The 15,485-nt window shown below is 57.7% G+C and carries 16 protein-coding genes; 11 read left to right on the top strand and 5 right to left on the bottom strand.

Going from position 1 to position 15,485, the window contains the following annotated elements:
* Window positions 1–11 precede the first annotated feature (11 nt).
* From ACZRJ6_RS02400 to ACZRJ6_RS02390, 3 genes are read right to left on the bottom strand one after another with little or no spacing between them, the layout of a single operon-like run.
* Window positions 12–590: a cob(I)yrinic acid a,c-diamide adenosyltransferase gene (locus ACZRJ6_RS02400; protein WP_463966924.1), complete on the bottom strand. Its 579-nt coding sequence runs from the start codon at window positions 588–590 to the stop codon at window positions 12–14.
* Between the two features lie 2 nt (window positions 591–592).
* Window positions 593–2,629, bottom strand: coding sequence for a sensor histidine kinase (locus ACZRJ6_RS02395; protein WP_463966923.1), 2,037 nt, complete (start codon window positions 2,627–2,629; stop codon window positions 593–595).
* 46 nt (window positions 2,630–2,675) lie between these two features.
* The gene (locus ACZRJ6_RS02390) at window positions 2,676–3,593 is read right to left on the bottom strand and encodes a putative 2-dehydropantoate 2-reductase (protein ID WP_463966922.1); all 918 of its coding nucleotides are present in this window, start codon (window positions 3,591–3,593) and stop codon (window positions 2,676–2,678) included.
* A gap of 130 nt (window positions 3,594–3,723) precedes the next feature.
* Here ACZRJ6_RS02390 and ACZRJ6_RS02385 point away from each other — a divergent pair, with 130 nt between their 5' ends.
* Together ACZRJ6_RS02385 and ACZRJ6_RS02380 are read left to right on the top strand one after the other, a co-directional pair.
* Window positions 3,724–4,209: a YajQ family cyclic di-GMP-binding protein gene (locus ACZRJ6_RS02385; RefSeq protein WP_133099584.1), complete on the top strand. Its 486-nt coding sequence runs from the start codon at window positions 3,724–3,726 to the stop codon at window positions 4,207–4,209.
* 132 nt (window positions 4,210–4,341) lie between these two features.
* Window positions 4,342–5,184, top strand: coding sequence for a mechanosensitive ion channel family protein (locus ACZRJ6_RS02380; protein WP_463966921.1), 843 nt, complete (start codon window positions 4,342–4,344; stop codon window positions 5,182–5,184).
* 189 nt (window positions 5,185–5,373) lie between these two features.
* On the opposite strand, the gene ACZRJ6_RS02375 is transcribed toward ACZRJ6_RS02380, so the two are convergent.
* Window positions 5,374–6,669, bottom strand: a complete 1,296-nt coding sequence (locus ACZRJ6_RS02375) for an OprD family porin (protein WP_463966920.1) — start codon at window positions 6,667–6,669, stop codon at window positions 5,374–5,376.
* A 729-nt stretch (window positions 6,670–7,398) separates the two neighbouring features.
* On the opposite strand from ACZRJ6_RS02375, the gene ACZRJ6_RS02370 reads away from it, so the two are divergent.
* The gene (locus ACZRJ6_RS02370; protein WP_463966919.1) at window positions 7,399–7,824 is read left to right on the top strand and encodes an HIT domain-containing protein; all 426 of its coding nucleotides are present in this window, start codon (window positions 7,399–7,401) and stop codon (window positions 7,822–7,824) included.
* 3 nt (window positions 7,825–7,827) lie between these two features.
* Window positions 7,828–8,034: a SlyX family protein gene (locus ACZRJ6_RS02365; RefSeq protein WP_133099580.1), complete on the top strand. Its 207-nt coding sequence runs from the start codon at window positions 7,828–7,830 to the stop codon at window positions 8,032–8,034.
* An 81-nt stretch (window positions 8,035–8,115) separates the two neighbouring features.
* Here the strand turns inward: ACZRJ6_RS02365 and ACZRJ6_RS02360 are convergent, their stop codons facing one another.
* Window positions 8,116–8,718: a cold-shock protein gene (locus tag ACZRJ6_RS02360; RefSeq protein ID WP_463966918.1), complete on the bottom strand. Its 603-nt coding sequence runs from the start codon at window positions 8,716–8,718 to the stop codon at window positions 8,116–8,118.
* A gap of 426 nt (window positions 8,719–9,144) precedes the next feature.
* Between ACZRJ6_RS02360 and ACZRJ6_RS02355 the strand changes: the two genes are divergently transcribed.
* The 7 genes from ACZRJ6_RS02355 to ruvB all read left to right on the top strand — a co-directional run bounded on the left by ACZRJ6_RS02355 (window position 9,145) and on the right by ruvB (window position 15,347).
* Window positions 9,145–9,618, top strand: coding sequence for a Dps family protein (locus ACZRJ6_RS02355; RefSeq protein WP_463966917.1), 474 nt, complete (start codon window positions 9,145–9,147; stop codon window positions 9,616–9,618).
* Window positions 9,619–9,876: 258 nt separating this feature from the next.
* Window positions 9,877–10,098: an FmdB family zinc ribbon protein gene (locus ACZRJ6_RS02350; protein WP_010208103.1), complete on the top strand. Its 222-nt coding sequence runs from the start codon at window positions 9,877–9,879 to the stop codon at window positions 10,096–10,098.
* A 107-nt stretch (window positions 10,099–10,205) separates the two neighbouring features.
* Window positions 10,206–11,981 (top strand): aspartate--tRNA ligase, encoded by a 1,776-nt coding sequence (aspS, locus tag ACZRJ6_RS02345; protein ID WP_463966916.1) that lies wholly within the window; start codon window positions 10,206–10,208, stop codon window positions 11,979–11,981.
* Window positions 11,982–12,130: 149 nt separating this feature from the next.
* Window positions 12,131–12,877, top strand: coding sequence for a YebC/PmpR family DNA-binding transcriptional regulator (locus tag ACZRJ6_RS02340; protein ID WP_463966915.1), 747 nt, complete (start codon window positions 12,131–12,133; stop codon window positions 12,875–12,877).
* Window positions 12,878–13,034: 157 nt separating this feature from the next.
* Window positions 13,035–13,559 (top strand): crossover junction endodeoxyribonuclease RuvC, encoded by a 525-nt coding sequence (gene ruvC / locus ACZRJ6_RS02335; RefSeq protein ID WP_133099575.1) that lies wholly within the window; start codon window positions 13,035–13,037, stop codon window positions 13,557–13,559.
* Between the two features lie 117 nt (window positions 13,560–13,676).
* Window positions 13,677–14,288: a Holliday junction branch migration protein RuvA gene (gene ruvA, locus ACZRJ6_RS02330; protein WP_149411977.1), complete on the top strand. Its 612-nt coding sequence runs from the start codon at window positions 13,677–13,679 to the stop codon at window positions 14,286–14,288.
* On the top strand, window positions 14,289–15,347 hold the full coding sequence (gene ruvB, locus ACZRJ6_RS02325; protein WP_463966914.1) for a Holliday junction branch migration DNA helicase RuvB: 1,059 nt from the start codon (window positions 14,289–14,291) through the stop codon (window positions 15,345–15,347).
* Window positions 15,348–15,485 lie beyond the last annotated feature (138 nt).

Here is a 15,485-nt window from a genome sequence, read left to right as displayed (position 1 = left end):
TCACCTGACCATCAATGAGGCTTCGCCGCCGCCTGCCATAAAATCTCGGCCACTCCCTGGCGCTTGGCAATCACCCGCGCCGCCACAAACAGCAAGTCTGATAGCCGGTTGATATAGGCCAGGCCTACGCCATCCAGCGGCTCTACTGCGTTTAGATGCTGGCAGCGGCGCTCGGCACTGCGGGCCAGGCTCCGGCACACATGGGCCTGGGCAATCAATGCCGAACCGCCGGGCAGGATGAAGTTTTCCAGCGAGCCAACCTCTTCGTTCCAGCGGTCAATTGCGGCCTCTAGCCGGTCAACTTCGGCTGCATTGAGTGCCTTGTACACCGGCATCGCCAACTCACCGCCCAGGTCGAACAAGCGGTGTTGGCAAGGTGTCAGCACTTCGATCACATCCTTCAAGGCCGGATGCTGACCACTCTGTTCCTCAAGCCCGGCCAGCAGCAAACCCAGCTGGCTGTTCAGCGCATCGACTTCGCCAATGGCCTCCACCCGTGGGTGATCCTTGGGCACACGGCGGCCGTCGCCCAGGCCCGTTTCGCCCTTGTCGCCGGTACGGGTGTAAATTTTCGACAGGCGAAAGCCCATGGTTAGCGCTCCAGTTGAGTGAGTTCGTGAGGGGCGAGCTGGCTGCCCGCCAAGGGCAGGCGCAAGGTGAAGCACGTGCCTTGGCCCTGAGTCGAATGGACTTCCATCTGGCCCTTGTGATTGTTGGTGATGATGAAATACGAGACCGATAGCCCAAGCCCGGTGCCTTGGCCAATTTCCTTGGTGGTGAAGAACGGTTCGAAGGTGCGTTTGCGCACGTTTTCGCTCATGCCGATGCCGTTGTCTTCCACCTGGATCTCTGCCCACGGCGGGTTGAGCCGGGTGCGCAGGATGATGCGCCCAGGCTCGCTGTCTTCGCCCCGCAAGTGGATGGCCTGTGCTGCGTTTTTCAACAGGTTGAGCAGCACTTGCTCCAGTTCGTTGGCGGTACCGGGTACTGGGCCAAGCAGCGGGTCGAACTGGCGAATGATCGCCTGACCCTTGAAGTCGAAGCCTATGGTCAGGTCGAAGTCGTTGCCGGCGATATCCACCGCCTGATCGATCAACGCCGGCAAGTCGCAGGGGGCCATCTGGCGGTTGCTGAGACGGCTGAAACTTAGCATATGGGTGACGATTTTTGCCGCGCGGGCACCGGCCTGCTGGATACCGTCGAGCAGTTGCGGAACTTCACGGCTTTGCAGGTAGCGATTGACCGTGTCCAGTTCGACGCCCACCTGTTTGGCGTGTTCAAGATTTTTCGGCAGTTCCGCTGACAAGCGGCGGCGGATGTTCTGCACGTTATGCAGGATTGCCCCCAGCGGGTTATTGATTTCGTGGGCCATGCCAGCGGCGAGGCCACCGACGGACAACATCTTCTCCGACTGCACCATCATTTCTTCCAGGGACAGGCGCTGGGTGATGTCATCGATACGGATCACCACCCCGCGTCCGGCACCACCCATCAGTGGGTAGAAGGTCAGGGCGTAATGCTTGGGTTCGTCGCCCTTGATCCAGGTAACGCGCTCGATTCGCTCCACGGTGTGTTGTTCCACCGTTGCCTTGAGTTGCGGCAGGTACGGCTTGAGCGGTTCGAAGGCGAGGAAGATCGGCTGGTTCAACGCCTCGTTCAGGCGGGTGCCGGAAAGTGCGCTGGCCTCCTGGTTCCATTGGGTGACGTAGAGTTGTTCGTCCAGGGCGATCAGCGCCGACGGCATCGAGTCGATGATGCTATTCAGGTAGTTCTGGAAACCCGTGAGTTTTTTCTCGATCTTGCTGCGTACCTGGACTTCCAGCTCCAGCTTGCGGTTGGTGTGGCGGGTTTCCTCGGCCAGGGCTTGAGCCTGGTCATAGGCGGCCTGGGAGTCGTCCCGAGCGCGCTTGAGCTGCTGCTCACGGGCTTCGATGCGCGAAAGCATGGTGTTGAAGGCTTCGGCCAGGCTGCCGATTTCGTCATGGTTGCCGCGACTGGCGCGCAAGGCGTAGTTCTCTTCCCGGGTGACCTGGCGTGACAGCTCTTCCAGTTCATGGATCGGTCGGGTAATCAGGCGCTTGATCTGCCGGGCAATCACCATCCACAACAGCACACTGAAAATCAAGATGCCCAGGCTGGCGGTCAAGGTGCCGGTATAGAAGGCTATCGGTAGTTCGCTGGTGGCCACCAACAACAAATGCCCTGAAGGTTTGCCGGGGCTGGGTAGGGTGATCACCTGGTTGTTGCGAAATTCGGTGACACGCCAGGCTTCGATGTTCCGGTAGTTGTCCGGCAGGTGCAGGCGATCACCGTGTTGCAATTGCGCCAGGCGATTGCCTTCGCCGTCGTACAGCGCAGCGGCCCGCAGCGGCGAATAGCTGGTCAGCTCGTTGAGCAGGGTTTGCGCCTTGACGGGTGAGTCCAGGGCTTCGGTGGCGAGCGCCGGGTTGGAGACCAGCCGGCCGATGGCCTGCAAGGCCTGGGGTGCCATGCTTTCCTGGGAGATCCAGTAGGCGGCGCTGATAAAGGTCAGGTTGGCCACCAGTAGCACGGTGGTCAGCAGCACCAGCAGGGCCGCCAGCAGTTTCTGCCCAACCGGTAGATTTTCGAGGCGCTGGCGCAGTGGCATCAGGGTTTTCGCAGGCAAGGAACAAGGAGGCAGGGTAGCGCGTGCTTCAGTCGCTGGGCAATCCGTGTGCGTTCAGGTGGTTTACCAGCCGCACTTGCAGTTGTTGCAGGTGTGGCAGGCTCAACTGATGGCGCGCGGCCGCCTGGCAAGCATAGCCCAGCAAATAGCTGATTTCGGTGCGCCGTCCATTGGCGACGTCCTGATACATCGAGGAATAATTAGCCGCCGTGGCCTGGATCACCCTTTCCACTTCTGCCTGCAGGTCCTGCGCTGCCGCAGGCTGGCCGCAGCATTCCAGCAGTTCGGCCAGCTCGGCACATAACGTCGCCACTTCACACTGATGGTCTTGCAGGCCGCCGTTGCGGCATTGGTGCAGCACCGTCAGCGGATTGATCGCGCAGTTGAGTGCCAGTTTTCGCCACAGGCGAGTAAGGATGTCGGTGTTCCATTCATGGGGAATACCTGCGCCGCGCAGATCGTCCAGCCAAAGCGGTGCAGTGGGGTGGCTGGCGTCACCCAGCCAGGTGTAGCCATGGCCAGCAAAGACCACACGCCAGTCGCTTTCGCGAAAAGCACCTTCGGTGCTGGAGGCGAAAATGCAGCGTGCCTGGGGCAGTTGAGCGGCGACCGCATCCTGGCTGCCGAGGCCGTTTTGCAGGAGAATCAACTCGGCGTCGGGCGCCAGGCGATGTTCAAGCTGTGCGACGGCGCCTGGGGCGTCATAGGCTTTGCACGCTACCAGTAGCCGATGAATGGGTTCCGGGCTGTCGATGGTTTCGCCGGTGACAGGGTAGGTACGGGCTTGGCCCTGCTCAACCAGGGTCAGCCCCGAAACTGCCTGATAGCTCGCAAGGCGGGCCTTGTCACGCAGGATCAACCTGACAGGAAGGCCCGCACGCGCCAGGCGCGCGGCCCACAAAGTCCCGAGACTGCCAGCACCAAGGACATGCCAGGTGGTCGACATCAGTTTTTGCTCCGAAAAAGCTCACAGTGAAGGAGGGTAAAGAACCGTTATAATGGCCGCGCATTTTACCCGCAAGCCAGGCCTGCTCCATCTCTACTGAGCCGCGCCCCTTTTTTATTGGAGAAACTACATGCCGTCGTTCGACGTGGTATCCGAACTGGACAAACACGAAGTCACCAACGCCGTCGAGAACGCCGTCAAGGAACTGGACCGTCGCTATGACTTGAAAGGCAAGGGCAGCTTTGAGTTCAAGGAAAAGGACCTGACTGTTAACCTGACCGCTGAAGCCGATTTCCAGCTGGAAGCGATGATCGAGATCCTCAAGCTGGCACTGGTCAAGCGCAAGATCGACGTGCAGTGCCTTGAAGTCAAGGACGCCTACGCCTCCGGCAAGCTGATGAAGCAGGAAGCCGTACTCAAGGAAGGTATCGACAAGGAGATGGCGAAAAAAATCGTCGCCCACGTCAAGGACGCCAAGCTCAAGGTCCAGGCCGCCATCCAGGGCGAACAGGTGCGTATCACCGGCAAGAAGCGTGACGACCTGCAAGACGCCATTGCCGCCTTGCGCGCCAAGACTTTCGACATGCCGCTGCAGTTCAATAATTTCCGCGACTGATAGCGCATTGGGGAACCTGCGGGTGTTTTCGACGTCCCAAGCCCCAGAACCTGCAGAAACGATTGAGCCCTTCGGGGCTCGATTGCTGTGGGCACCATAAAAGCAGCACACCCGCTTAACAGGAGAAAGTAGATGGATTTAAACGCTGAAGTGGACCAATTGATCAAGGCTTCCCAGGCCTGGATCCCGATGATCATGGAATACGGCAGTCGGGTATTGCTGGCCGTCATCACCCTGGCCGTTGGCTGGTGGTTGATCAATAAGCTGACCCACAAGATGGGCCGTTTACTGGCCATGCGCAATGCCGACATGGCGCTGCAGGGCTTCGTCACCAGTCTGGCGAACATCATCCTCAAGGTGATGCTGATCGTCAGCGTGGCCTCGATGATTGGTGTGGAAACCACTTCGTTCGTCGCGGCGATCGGTGCGGCGACCCTGGCCATTGGCCTGGCATTGCAAGGCAGCCTGGCGAACTTCGCCGGTGGCGTGCTGATTCTGCTGTTTCGCCCGTTCCGCATCGGCGACTGGATCGAAGCCCAAGGCACCGCGGGTACTGTCGACAGCATCCAGATCTTCCATACCGTGATCCGTACGGGTGACAACAAGACGGTCATCGTGCCCAACGGTATTCTGTCCAACGGCATCATCACTAACACTAACCGCCAACCTACCCGCAAAGTGGTGTTTGACGTGGGTGTCGACTATGAAGCCGACCTGCAGAAAGCCCGGGAAGTGTTGCTGGAACTGGCCAAGGACCCACGAGTATTGGCTGATCCTGAGCCGGTAGCGGTGGTATCGACCTTGGGTGACAGTTCAATTACCGTTTCCCTGCGGGTTTGGACCAAGACTGCGGATTACTGGGATGTGATGTTCATGTTTAATGAACTGGCGCGGGATCGTTTGAAAACGGCTGGGATTGATATTCCATTTCCGCAGCGAGTTATTCGCGTTATGCAGGAAGCGCCTGCCAAGTAATAACAGGTTTGTGGATTGAACTTGGCCGAATGATCAGGTTTGATCTGAACACGCAAACTCGATAGTTAGCTTGCTAGTTATTGCCGCGTAGAAATATAACCGCAATAAAAAAGCCGCTCACTTGTAATAAGTGAGCGGCTTTTTATTTAGGGCCGAGGCCCTGAGTCATCGTTGTAATTAAGCGGCTAATTACAAGATGTTCAGCGGGTATTGCGCGATCAGACGCAGTTCGTCGATGGACGACGAACCGTAGTAAACGCCATCAGACGAACGATATGTCGCTTGACGTATACGCAGGCTCAGGTCTTTAGCCGGGCCTTCCTGAATCACGTATTTGGCTTCGATGTCGCGTTCCCACTCTTTGCCGTTCGAGGTCGTGGCGGTGTTCGCGCCGCTACCTGTTACGTAACGAGTCATGAAGCTCAGACCTGGTACACCAAAGGTGGCCATGTTGATGTCGTAACGAGCTTGGTAGGACTTCTCACCTTCGGCGTTGAAGTCGGAACGTGCAATGGAGTTGGCCAGGAACACTGAGCCGCCGCCGTCGATGCCGTAGGCGTAGTCGCCGTCACCAGAGACCTTCTGAGCGGCCAGAGTGAAGGTGTGTGCACCGATGGTGTAGGCACCCTGCAAGCTGAACGCGCGGTTGTCGATTTTGGTGACGTCATCGTTGTAGGCGCGTTGCAGGCCAGCACCTTCGCTCTTGGTATCGTAGATGTTGAAGTCGAAAGCCAGTGACTGGTCATCGCTGAGGGCATGGGTCCAGTTGACGTTGGCGTAGTATTTGCGCCAGTAGTCTTCGACTTTCGAGTAGTAGAGGCTGGTGGTGAACTCGGGAGTCCAGGCGTAGACGCCGCCCACGAAATTGGCTTCCTTGATACCACGGGAGGTCTCAGGGAAGTCGAGGATGCTGTCTTTGAAGGTTTGAGACTGCGCAACGCTCGAAGTGAAGTGACCTGCTTCGAGTTTGAGGTCTTTGATCTCGTTACTGGTGATCGAGAGACCTTGCGGCAGTTCCGGTAGCAAGCGGCTGTCGTCGGAAGCGAACACCGGCGCGGTGGTGTACTGGTCGCCGACCTTCAGAACGGTGTTAGAGAGACGGAACTTGATGGCGCCGCCGCCTTTGGAGTACTGATCCTGCGAACGACCATCTTCGCCCTCAGGGAACAAGCCTGTGCCATTACGACCTTTGCCGCTGTCCAGTTTCACGCCCAGCAGGCCGATGACGTCGACACCCACACCGATGGTGCCTTGGGTAAAGCCCGACTGGTACAGGCCGTTGAAGCCCAGACCGGTTTCGTTGGTGTAGCTTGTGCCACCGACGTTATTACGGTTGTCCCGGCGGAAGTTCAGAAGGCGAGTGTTGATGCTGAATGTGCTGTCTTCAACAAAGCCCTTGGCATCGTCTTGAGCGGACGCCATTGCGAACTGCGAGGTACCTGCTGAAACAGCCAGGGCGATAATGCTCCACTTCATCACGCGCATCGTGATTTGCTCCTTTGGTTTTTAGGAAGAGTACTGCCGTCCCACCTGTATTTTTGTCTGGGCGGCTCTTTCTTTTTTGTATCAGCGCAAACTTATAGCACGCTGACAATGTTGGCGATACTTGCCGATCTATCCTTGCAGCTTCTTTACGAGGCTGTCGTAAATTGCTAGGTCCATGTCGCAAATTTACAGTCTGTGTGTAATCAGACTGACAACTCCAATGCGGTTTTTAATACCCCGAACCTCGGTAAAAAATACCGCGTTCGAAGTCACAAAACTTCCTTGGTGCGCATTGACTCACTGTTGTTTTCTGCCGTGAAACACCTGCTTCCTGCTGGGTGCCGTTGCCGACGATATGGGTGGGAATGCAACAAGCGTGCACAAACCGGTAACTGAATGTCATTTTTTCGTGAAAAGCTCCGTGGCACTGTAAAAACCGCATAAACACGGGCTTTTTGCGCCGTTTAGTTTGGCCTTGACGGTCGGGTGTTGCTCCTTTTTGCAGGGGCATAAATCAGGCGCCAACGAAAAACGTTACCCATCCACCCCGTGCAGTGAGTAATCGGCGGATGAACCTTGCACGATACGGGGCATAAATGACTCATTTTGGTGCGAGGTGCTCGGCCGCCTGGTTGACTCGATAGTTACCGCAGCATTGGCGGTGAAGCACGGCCCATTCGCAGGTATGCTGGGCACCTGAAACCTGACCAGCCGAACGGAGTGACTGCGGTGTTCGCCTTAGATCCACGTCTGCAAAATGACACGCTGCCCATTGGGGATTTCCCCCTGTGCCGCCTACTGCTGTCCAATGACTCGAATTACCTTTGGCTCATCCTGGTGCCACGCATCAACGGTATCAGCGAAGTGTTTGAGTTGGATGTCGCTGACCAGCAACAGGTGTGGCAGGAAAGCACTGCTTTGGCGCAATTGCTTAATGACGGGTTTGCTGCCGACAAAATGAACATCGGTGCCTTGGGCAATGTTGTCAGCCAACTGCATGTGCACGTGATCGTGCGCAAGCGTGATGATGCCGCCTGGCCTGCTCCCGTCTGGGGCAAGCATCCGGCGCAACCTTATACCGAAGAACAGGTAGCGGTGATTCGTGCGCGTTTGCGCGAGCTACTGCCTCCCGATTTTATTTTTGCGCAGGACTGAACCATGGAACTGCAAGATCGCGTGACGGAGCTTGAGAGCCGACTGGCTTTTCAGGACGACACCATTGAGACCTTGAACGATATTCTGGTCACCCAGCAGCGGGCGGTCGAACGCCTGCAGTTGCAGATGTCCGCGTTGCTCAAGCGCCAGGAAGAGATGGGCGGCCAATTCGAGTCGTCCGAAGAAGAGGCGCCGCCGCCCCATTACTGATTGGCCGGGTTAAACCCCAGACAATAAAAAACCGCGATCCAGCGTTGGCTGCATCGCGGTTTCTTTTTTTGCAGGCTGAAATCAGCGACGCGGCAAGGCGGCGATCACGTCTTCAGCTTGCAGGCCCTTGTCACGGTTCATCACGGAGAACTCCACGCGTTGGCCTTCGACCAGGACGCGATGGCCTTCGCCACGGATGGCCCGGAAGTGGACGAAGATATCGTCGCCCGAATCCCGAGAAATAAAGCCGAAGCCTTTGGAAGTGTTGAACCACTTGACGGTCCCGGTATCCCGGTTGGTCATGTCGTAGCTTTGCGATGCGGCGGCCGGGGACGAACGGTAGAAGCTGATGGCCAGATGAAGAACGATAGCAATCAGTGCGATCACCAGGCTGAGCAGGACAGCCGGATGACCACCGACTTCAGGCATTGGCGCCAGCAGGGTAAGGGTTTGCACGACGACAGCCAGCACCAGCAGGGCGCTGACCAGATTTTGCAGTTGATGACGCGGGCCTTTGTTCCAGTAAGGAATGACTGGAGCCAGTGTCAGGTTAATAAGGCCGAAAAAGGCCAGGTACAGAGCATCGGGTTGTTGCAGGTAGGGTAGGGTTTCGGTTCGCAGACTAGGGGTAAAGGACAGCAGCAAAGCTGCAGCGCCCGTTAGCAGGTGGACGATTTTCAACATTTTGATTAACTCACGTTAAGACGGATCACAAGGAAGAGCTGACTGGCACGGTTCGCTTCTGAACAATGGGAGGCGTTGGGCACGTGCGCGGGTATCAGCCTATGCGCTGAACGCGGGAAAATAGCGGCAGCGACACGCTGCCTATTTAACAGCAAAGCCTGTGCCTTCTCAAATCAAGCGTTTCAGGCCATTACGACGGCCACGGCATTTCTCCTGCAAACGCGCGTCCTAGACGGGTGCAGTGCTTTTTTCGCCCACAGTACGTTTTTTTGCCATGGGAGAAGACTTGCCTGCTGCTGTTGCGCGCGCTGCAAAAGGCGATTTGCCGCACCTCGCGCATAGGTGCCGGGCTGCACAAGGCCGATACTCTTGCTAGAGTGGTCCTGCACCTGATCAATGAATTTCCATTAATTGAAGGGGATAAACATGGCAATCGATATTGGTATCAGTGAAGAAGATCGTAAATCCATTGTTGACGGACTTTCACGGCTGCTTTCAGATACCTATGTACTTTACCTGAAAACCCATAACTTCCATTGGAACGTGACTGGTCCGATGTTTCGTACGTTGCACTTGATGTTTGAAGAGCAATATAACGAGCTGGCGCTGGCAGTTGATTTAATTGCCGAACGTATTCGTGCCTTGGGTTTTCCAGCGCCTGGCGCGTACTCTGTCTATGCCCGTCTTTCATCCATCAAGGAAGAAGAGGGTGTGCCCAGTGCTGAAGACATGATCAAGCAACTTGTCCAGGGTCAGGAAGCTGTTACCCGGACTGCGCGCGGAATCTTCCCGTTGCTCGATAAAGTCAGTGACGAGCCCACTGCGGATTTGTTGACCCAGCGCATGCAGGTTCACGAGAAAACTGCATGGATGTTGCGTTCGCTGCTCGATAGTCAGTAAGTCACGCTGGCGAGTGGCGTTTTTGGTCGTCACTCGCCTGTCTACCTTTCCTGCCACGCAGGCTTCCTGCTGACGGCAGGGTTGGGTATCGGGCAGAAACCGGGCTGACAGGTTCTCTATAAAGAGCTTGGCACCACTACGGCTGCACAGCCTCGATTTACCAGATATAATCCCGCCCTTTGCTGCGCATGCCGGGCTTTTTTCCAAGGTCCGGGTCAGAGCGCAGCGCAGCAGTGACCTGATCGCCGAGACATCTCCATGCCCATGTACGACTATCAATGCGCTTCCTGTGGTCATCAGTTGGAAGCCATTCAAAAGATCAGCGCCGCGCCGTTGGTCGATTGCCCTGCTTGTCAGGCGCCAGAGCTTAAAAAGATGTTGTCCATGCCGGGCTTTCGCTTGAGCGGTTCTGGCTGGTACGAGACCGACTTCAAGACCGGCTCGAAGAAGAATTTGGCCGGCGGCGACAAAGCAGACTGAGTTGAACTCTACGCGCGAGCGCTTGCATTATCCGGTGCCTGACTTAAGGTGCTGAGTTAAGCAAGACCTCCACCGAATTTCGAATTACGAGAAGTGAAACCACTATCATGATGCGCAGCCACTATTGCGGCCAACTGAACGAGACCCTGGAAGGTCAGGAAATCACCCTGTGCGGATGGGTTCACCGTCGCCGCGACCACGGCGGGGTGATCTTCCTCGATATCCGTGATCGTGACGGTCTGGCCCAAGTGGTGTTCGACCCGGACCGCGCCGAAACCTTCGCCGCCGCCGACCGCGTGCGCAGCGAGTACGTGGTCAAGATCACCGGCAAGGTACGCCTGCGTCCAGCCGGTGCCGGCAACGTCAACATGGCGTCGGGCATGATCGAGGTTTTGGGTTACGAGCTGGAAGTGCTGAACGAAGCGGAAACCCCGCCGTTCCCGCTCAACGAGTTCTCCGACGTTGGCGAAGAAACCCGCCTGCGCTATCGCTTCATCGACCTGCGTCGTCCGGAAATGCTGGAGAAACTGCGCCTGCGTTCGCGCATGACCACCAGCATCCGTCGCTACCTGGACGAGAACGGCTTCCTCGACGTCGAGACGCCGATCCTCACCCGTGCGACTCCGGAAGGCGCTCGTGACTACCTGGTGCCGAGCCGTACCCACGCCGGTTCCTTCTTCGCCTTGCCGCAATCGCCGCAACTGTTCAAGCAACTGCTGATGGTTGCCGGTTTCGACCGTTACTACCAGATCGCCAAGTGCTTCCGTGACGAAGACCTGCGGGCCGACCGCCAGCCGGAATTCACCCAGATCGACATCGAGACCAGCTTCCTCGATGAAAAAGACATCATGGGCTTGACCGAAGGCATGATCCGCAACCTGTTCAAGGAAGTGCTGGGTCTGGAATTCGGTGAGTTCCCGCACATGACCTGGGACGAGGCCATGCGCCGTTACGGTTCCGACAAACCGGACCTGCGTAACCCGCTGGAACTGGTGGACGTTGCCGATCAACTCAAGGACGTCGACTTCAAGGTGTTCAGCGGCCCGGCCAACGACCCGAAATGCCGCATCGCTGCCTTGCGCGTTCCTGGCGGGGCGAGCATTGCGCGCAAGCAGATCGACGATTACACCAAGTTCGTCGGCATCTACGGTGCCAGGGGCCTGGCGTATATCAAGGTCAATGAGCGCGCCAAGGGTGTTGAAGGCCTACAGTCGCCAATCGTCAAGAACATCCCTGAAGCCAACCTCAATGTGATCCTTGACCGCGTTGGCGCGGTCGACGGCGACATCGTGTTCTTCGGCGCCGACAAGTCGAAGATCGTCAGCGAAGCCCTGGGCGCACTGCGGATCAAGGTCGGCAACGACCTGAACCTGCTGACCTGCGAATGGGCGCCAATGTGGGTCGTCGACTTCCCGATGTTCGAAGAGAACGACGACGGCAGCTTCAGCGCCTTGCACCACCCGTTCACTGCGCCCAAGTGCACCCCGCAAGAGTTGGAGGCCAGCCCGGCCACCGCGCTGTCCCGTGCCTACGACATGGTGCTGAACGGTACTGAACTGGGTGGCGGTTCGATCCGTATCCACCGCAAGGATATGCAGCAATCGGTCTTCCGCCTGCTGGGTATCAGCGAAGCGGAACAGGAAGAGAAATTCGGCTTCCTGCTCGACGCCCTGAAATACGGCGCGCCACCCCACGGCGGCCTGGCCTTCGGCCTTGACCGCCTGGTGATGCTGATGACCGGTGCGCAGTCGATCCGTGAAGTGATCGCCTTCCCGAAAACTCAGAGTGCTGCCTGCGTGATGACGCAAGCACCGAGTGTGGTGGATGCCAAGGCTTTGCGCGAGCTGCACATCCGTCTGCGTGAAGCGCCGAAGGCTGAGTAAGGCTGCTGCGTGAAAGCGCGATAAGGTTTACGCAGTCAAAAAGGCGCATCTTCGGATGCGCCTTTGCGTTACAAGGGCTTTGCGTTAAAGAAAGAAGTCCTGCCTGGGGCGGGATCGTTAAAGTTTCTAGAGAATTTCGGAGTTGTGTTATGGCTGGCCATTCCAAGTGGGCGAACATCAAGCACCGCAAAGAGCGTCAGGATGCCAAGAAGGGCAAGATCTTTACCAAGTGGATTCGCGAACTGACCGTCGCTGCCCGCCAGGGTGGCGCTGATCCGGGCTCCAATCCGCGTCTGCGCCTGGCGCTGGACAAGGCCCTGGGCGCCAACATGAGCCGCGATATCATTGATCGCGCCGTGGCCCGTGGTGCCGGTGCGGCCGAAACCGACGATATGGTCGAACTGAGCTACGAAGGCTATGGTCCCGGTGGCGTGGCGGTGATGGTCGAATGTATGACCGATAACCGCAACCGTACTGCGGCGGCAGTGCGCCATGCGTTCAGCAAGTGCGGCGGTAACCTGGGCACTGATGGTTCGGTGGCTTATTTGTTCGAGCGCAAGGGGCAGATTTCCTTTGCGCCAGGCGTTGACGAAGATGCGCTGATGGAAGCGGCCATGGAGGCCGACGCCGACGACGTGGTGACCAACGAAGACGGTTCCATCGACGTGTTTACCTCGTTCGCCGGCTTCTATTCCGTGCGCAATGCCCTGGAAGCCGCCGGCTTCAAGGGTACCGATGCGGAAATCGTCATGCTGCCGACCACCAGCGCGGAGCTGGATCTGGAAGGCGCCGAGAAGGTGCTGAAGTTGCTCGACATGCTGGAAGACCTGGATGACGTGCAGAACGTCTACTCCAACGCCGATATTCCGGAGTCCGTGGCCGAACAGCTCGGCTGAATGCCCCTGTAGGAGCGAGCTTGCTCGCGAAGATTGTTAACGATAACGCTGGGAACCTGAAAGCCAACGGCGCTCTCGGTTCTTTCGCGAGCAAGCTCGCTCCTACAAGAGAATGGTGTCGTTGCTGGCGCCTCATTTCTATAAAATCGCAGGCGTTATGACTCTTATCCTAGGTATCGACCCCGGTTCGCGAATTACCGGCTTTGGGGTGGTCCAAGATACCCCGCGAGGCTGTGTCTACGTCGCCTCGGGTTGCATCCGTACGGGCTCTGGCGAGTTGGCCGAGCGTTTGCAGATTGTCTATCGCGGCGTGCGTGAAGTGATCCAGACCTACGGCCCGGTGACCATGGGCATTGAAAAGGTCTTTATGGCTAAAAACGCCGATTCTGCCTTGAAGCTGGGCCAGGCCCGTGGCGCCGCCATTGTTGCCGGTGCCGAGGAAGGCATGGAGATCGCCGAATACACTGCGACTCAGGTCAAGCAAGCGGTCGTCGGCACTGGGGCCGCCAATAAAGATCAGGTGCAGATGATGGTCATGCACATGCTTAAGCTCACTGCCAAACCGCAGATCGACGCCTCCGATGCCCTGGCCATTGCCATTTGTCACGCCCATACCCGTTCCAGCCTGCTGCCTCATGGATTGGGCGCGGCACGCAGTCGTGGCGGGCGGCTGCGTCTCTGATAGCATCAGCGCAATCATTTTGCATGTGGCGCATGAGACGGCCTGTGTTGTCGGCCGACATGGCTACGTTATTCCAGGTCAGGCCCTGATCTGACTGAAGCTTTAAGGATCTGAAACGTGATTGGACGCTTGCGCGGCACCTTGGCTGAAAAACAGCCGCCGCACCTGATTCTGGATGTAAACGGGCTGGGGTATGAGTTGGAAGTGCCCATGACCACTCTCTATCGCCTACCGTCGGTCGGCGAGCCGCTGACCTTGCACACGCACCTGGTGGTGCGCGAAGACGCGCAATTGCTCTATGGTTTTATTGGCAAGCGCGATCGTGATTTTTTCCGCGAGCTGATTCGTCTCAACGGCGTCGGGCCAAAACTGGCCCTGGCCTTGATGTCGAGCCTGGAAGTCGATGAGCTGGTGCGCTGCGTCTCGGCCCAGGACACGTCGGCGTTGACCAAGGTGCCGGGTGTCGGCAAGAAAACCGCCGAGCGACTGCTGGTGGAACTCAAGGACCGCTTCAAGGGTTGGGAGGTCGTGCCGAGCATGTTTGCCCTGGTACCCAATCAACCGGATGCTCCGGGTGTGCCGGTGGCCAGCGCCGAGAGTGATGCAGTCAGCGCGCTGATTTCCCTGGGCTACAAGCCTCAGGAGGCCAGTAAGGCGGTGTCAGCGATCAAGGACAAGAACCTGAGCAGTGAAGACATGATCCGCCGCGCCCTGAAGGGAATGATTTAAGTGATTGAAGCTGATCGTCTGATTGCGGCCACCGGCCCTCGCGACCGTGAAGAAGTACAGGATCGGGCCATTCGCCCCCTGAGCCTTGCCGAATACATTGGCCAGCCCACCGTGCGCGAGCAGATGGAGCTGTTCATCCAGGCTGCGCGCGGGCGTAACGAGTCCCTGGACCACACGTTGATCTTCGGTCCGCCGGGCCTGGGCAAGACTACCCTGGCCAACATCATTGCCCAGGAAATGGGTGTGTCGATCAAGAGCACCTCTGGGCCGGTACTGGAGCGTCCGGGCGACCTGGCGGCGCTGCTGACCAACCTTGAGCCTCATGATGTGCTGTTTATCGACGAGATCCACCGGCTCTCGCCTATCGTCGAAGAAGTGTTGTACCCGGCCATGGAAGACTTTCAGCTGGACATCATGATCGGCGAAGGGCCGGCGGCGCGCTCGATCAAGCTCGACTTGCCTCCCTTTACCCTGGTGGGCGCGACCACTCGTGCCGGGATGCTGACCAATCCGCTGCGAGACCGTTTCGGCATTGTTCAACGTCTAGAGTTCTATAGCACTGCCGACCTGGCGACTATTGTCGGTCGTTCCGCGGGGATTCTCGGTTTGCCGCTGGACCCTGATGGCGGCTACGAAATCGCCCGTCGCGCCCGTGGGACGCCGCGTATTGCCAACCGTTTGTTGCGTCGGGTAAGGGACTTTGCTGAAGTGCGCGCCAATGGCCATATCACCAAGGCCGTCGCCGACCGAGCGCTCAACCTGCTGGATATCGATGAGCATGGTTTCGACCATCAAGACCGGCGCTTGCTGTTGACCATGATCGAGAAGTTCGACGGTGGCCCTGTGGGTGTGGACAGCCTCGCGGCGGCCATCAGTGAAGAGCGACATACCATCGAGGACGTGCTGGAGCCTTACCTGATCCAGCAGGGCTATATCATGCGTACGCCGAGGGGCCGCGTAGTGACCCGGCATGCGTACTTGCACTTCGGGTTAAACATTCCGTCACGATTGGGGGAGATGCCCGTGGTAGACGAATTCCTTGATGCGGTAGACGATTAAAAAGGCGTGGCGAGTCGATTTATTCGACGTTTGTGCTGTCCTAGTGGCTGGTGTCGTCATTCTTTCGTTAGAAATGTGTCAGAGAATGCAAAAACAGTTGCCTGGCCGGATTGGCAACCTGAGGAGTAAGCACTAGAG

It is taken from the genome of Pseudomonas sp. C321 (assembly GCF_055407105.1).
Note: the sequence above shows the minus strand (reverse complement) of the source record. Positions and strands in the feature narration are given on the sequence as shown.

Excerpts from the sequence above, each read along its gene's own strand:
- ACZRJ6_RS02385 (WP_133099584.1), top strand. The coding sequence starts at position 3,724 with ATGCCGTCGTTCGACGTGGTATCCGAACTGGACAAACACGAAGTCACC.
- ACZRJ6_RS02380 (WP_463966921.1), top strand. The coding sequence starts at position 4,342 with ATGGATTTAAACGCTGAAGTGGACCAATTGATCAAGGCTTCCCAGGCC.
- ruvC (WP_133099575.1), top strand. The coding sequence starts at position 13,035 with ATGACTCTTATCCTAGGTATCGACCCCGGTTCGCGAATTACCGGCTTT.
- ACZRJ6_RS02360 (WP_463966918.1), bottom strand. The coding sequence starts at position 8,718 with ATGTTGAAAATCGTCCACCTGCTAACGGGCGCTGCAGCTTTGCTGCTG.
- ACZRJ6_RS02365 (WP_133099580.1), top strand. The coding sequence starts at position 7,828 with ATGGAACTGCAAGATCGCGTGACGGAGCTTGAGAGCCGACTGGCTTTT.
- ACZRJ6_RS02400 (WP_463966924.1), bottom strand. The coding sequence starts at position 590 with ATGGGCTTTCGCCTGTCGAAAATTTACACCCGTACCGGCGACAAGGGC.
- ACZRJ6_RS02350 (WP_010208103.1), top strand. The coding sequence starts at position 9,877 with ATGCCCATGTACGACTATCAATGCGCTTCCTGTGGTCATCAGTTGGAA.
- ACZRJ6_RS02375 (WP_463966920.1), bottom strand. The coding sequence starts at position 6,669 with ATGCGCGTGATGAAGTGGAGCATTATCGCCCTGGCTGTTTCAGCAGGT.
- ACZRJ6_RS02395 (WP_463966923.1), bottom strand. The coding sequence starts at position 2,629 with ATGCCACTGCGCCAGCGCCTCGAAAATCTACCGGTTGGGCAGAAACTG.
- ACZRJ6_RS02355 (WP_463966917.1), top strand. The coding sequence starts at position 9,145 with ATGGCAATCGATATTGGTATCAGTGAAGAAGATCGTAAATCCATTGTT.
- ACZRJ6_RS02390 (WP_463966922.1), bottom strand. The coding sequence starts at position 3,593 with ATGTCGACCACCTGGCATGTCCTTGGTGCTGGCAGTCTCGGGACTTTG.
- ACZRJ6_RS02340 (WP_463966915.1), top strand. The coding sequence starts at position 12,131 with ATGGCTGGCCATTCCAAGTGGGCGAACATCAAGCACCGCAAAGAGCGT.
- aspS (WP_463966916.1), top strand. The coding sequence starts at position 10,206 with ATGATGCGCAGCCACTATTGCGGCCAACTGAACGAGACCCTGGAAGGT.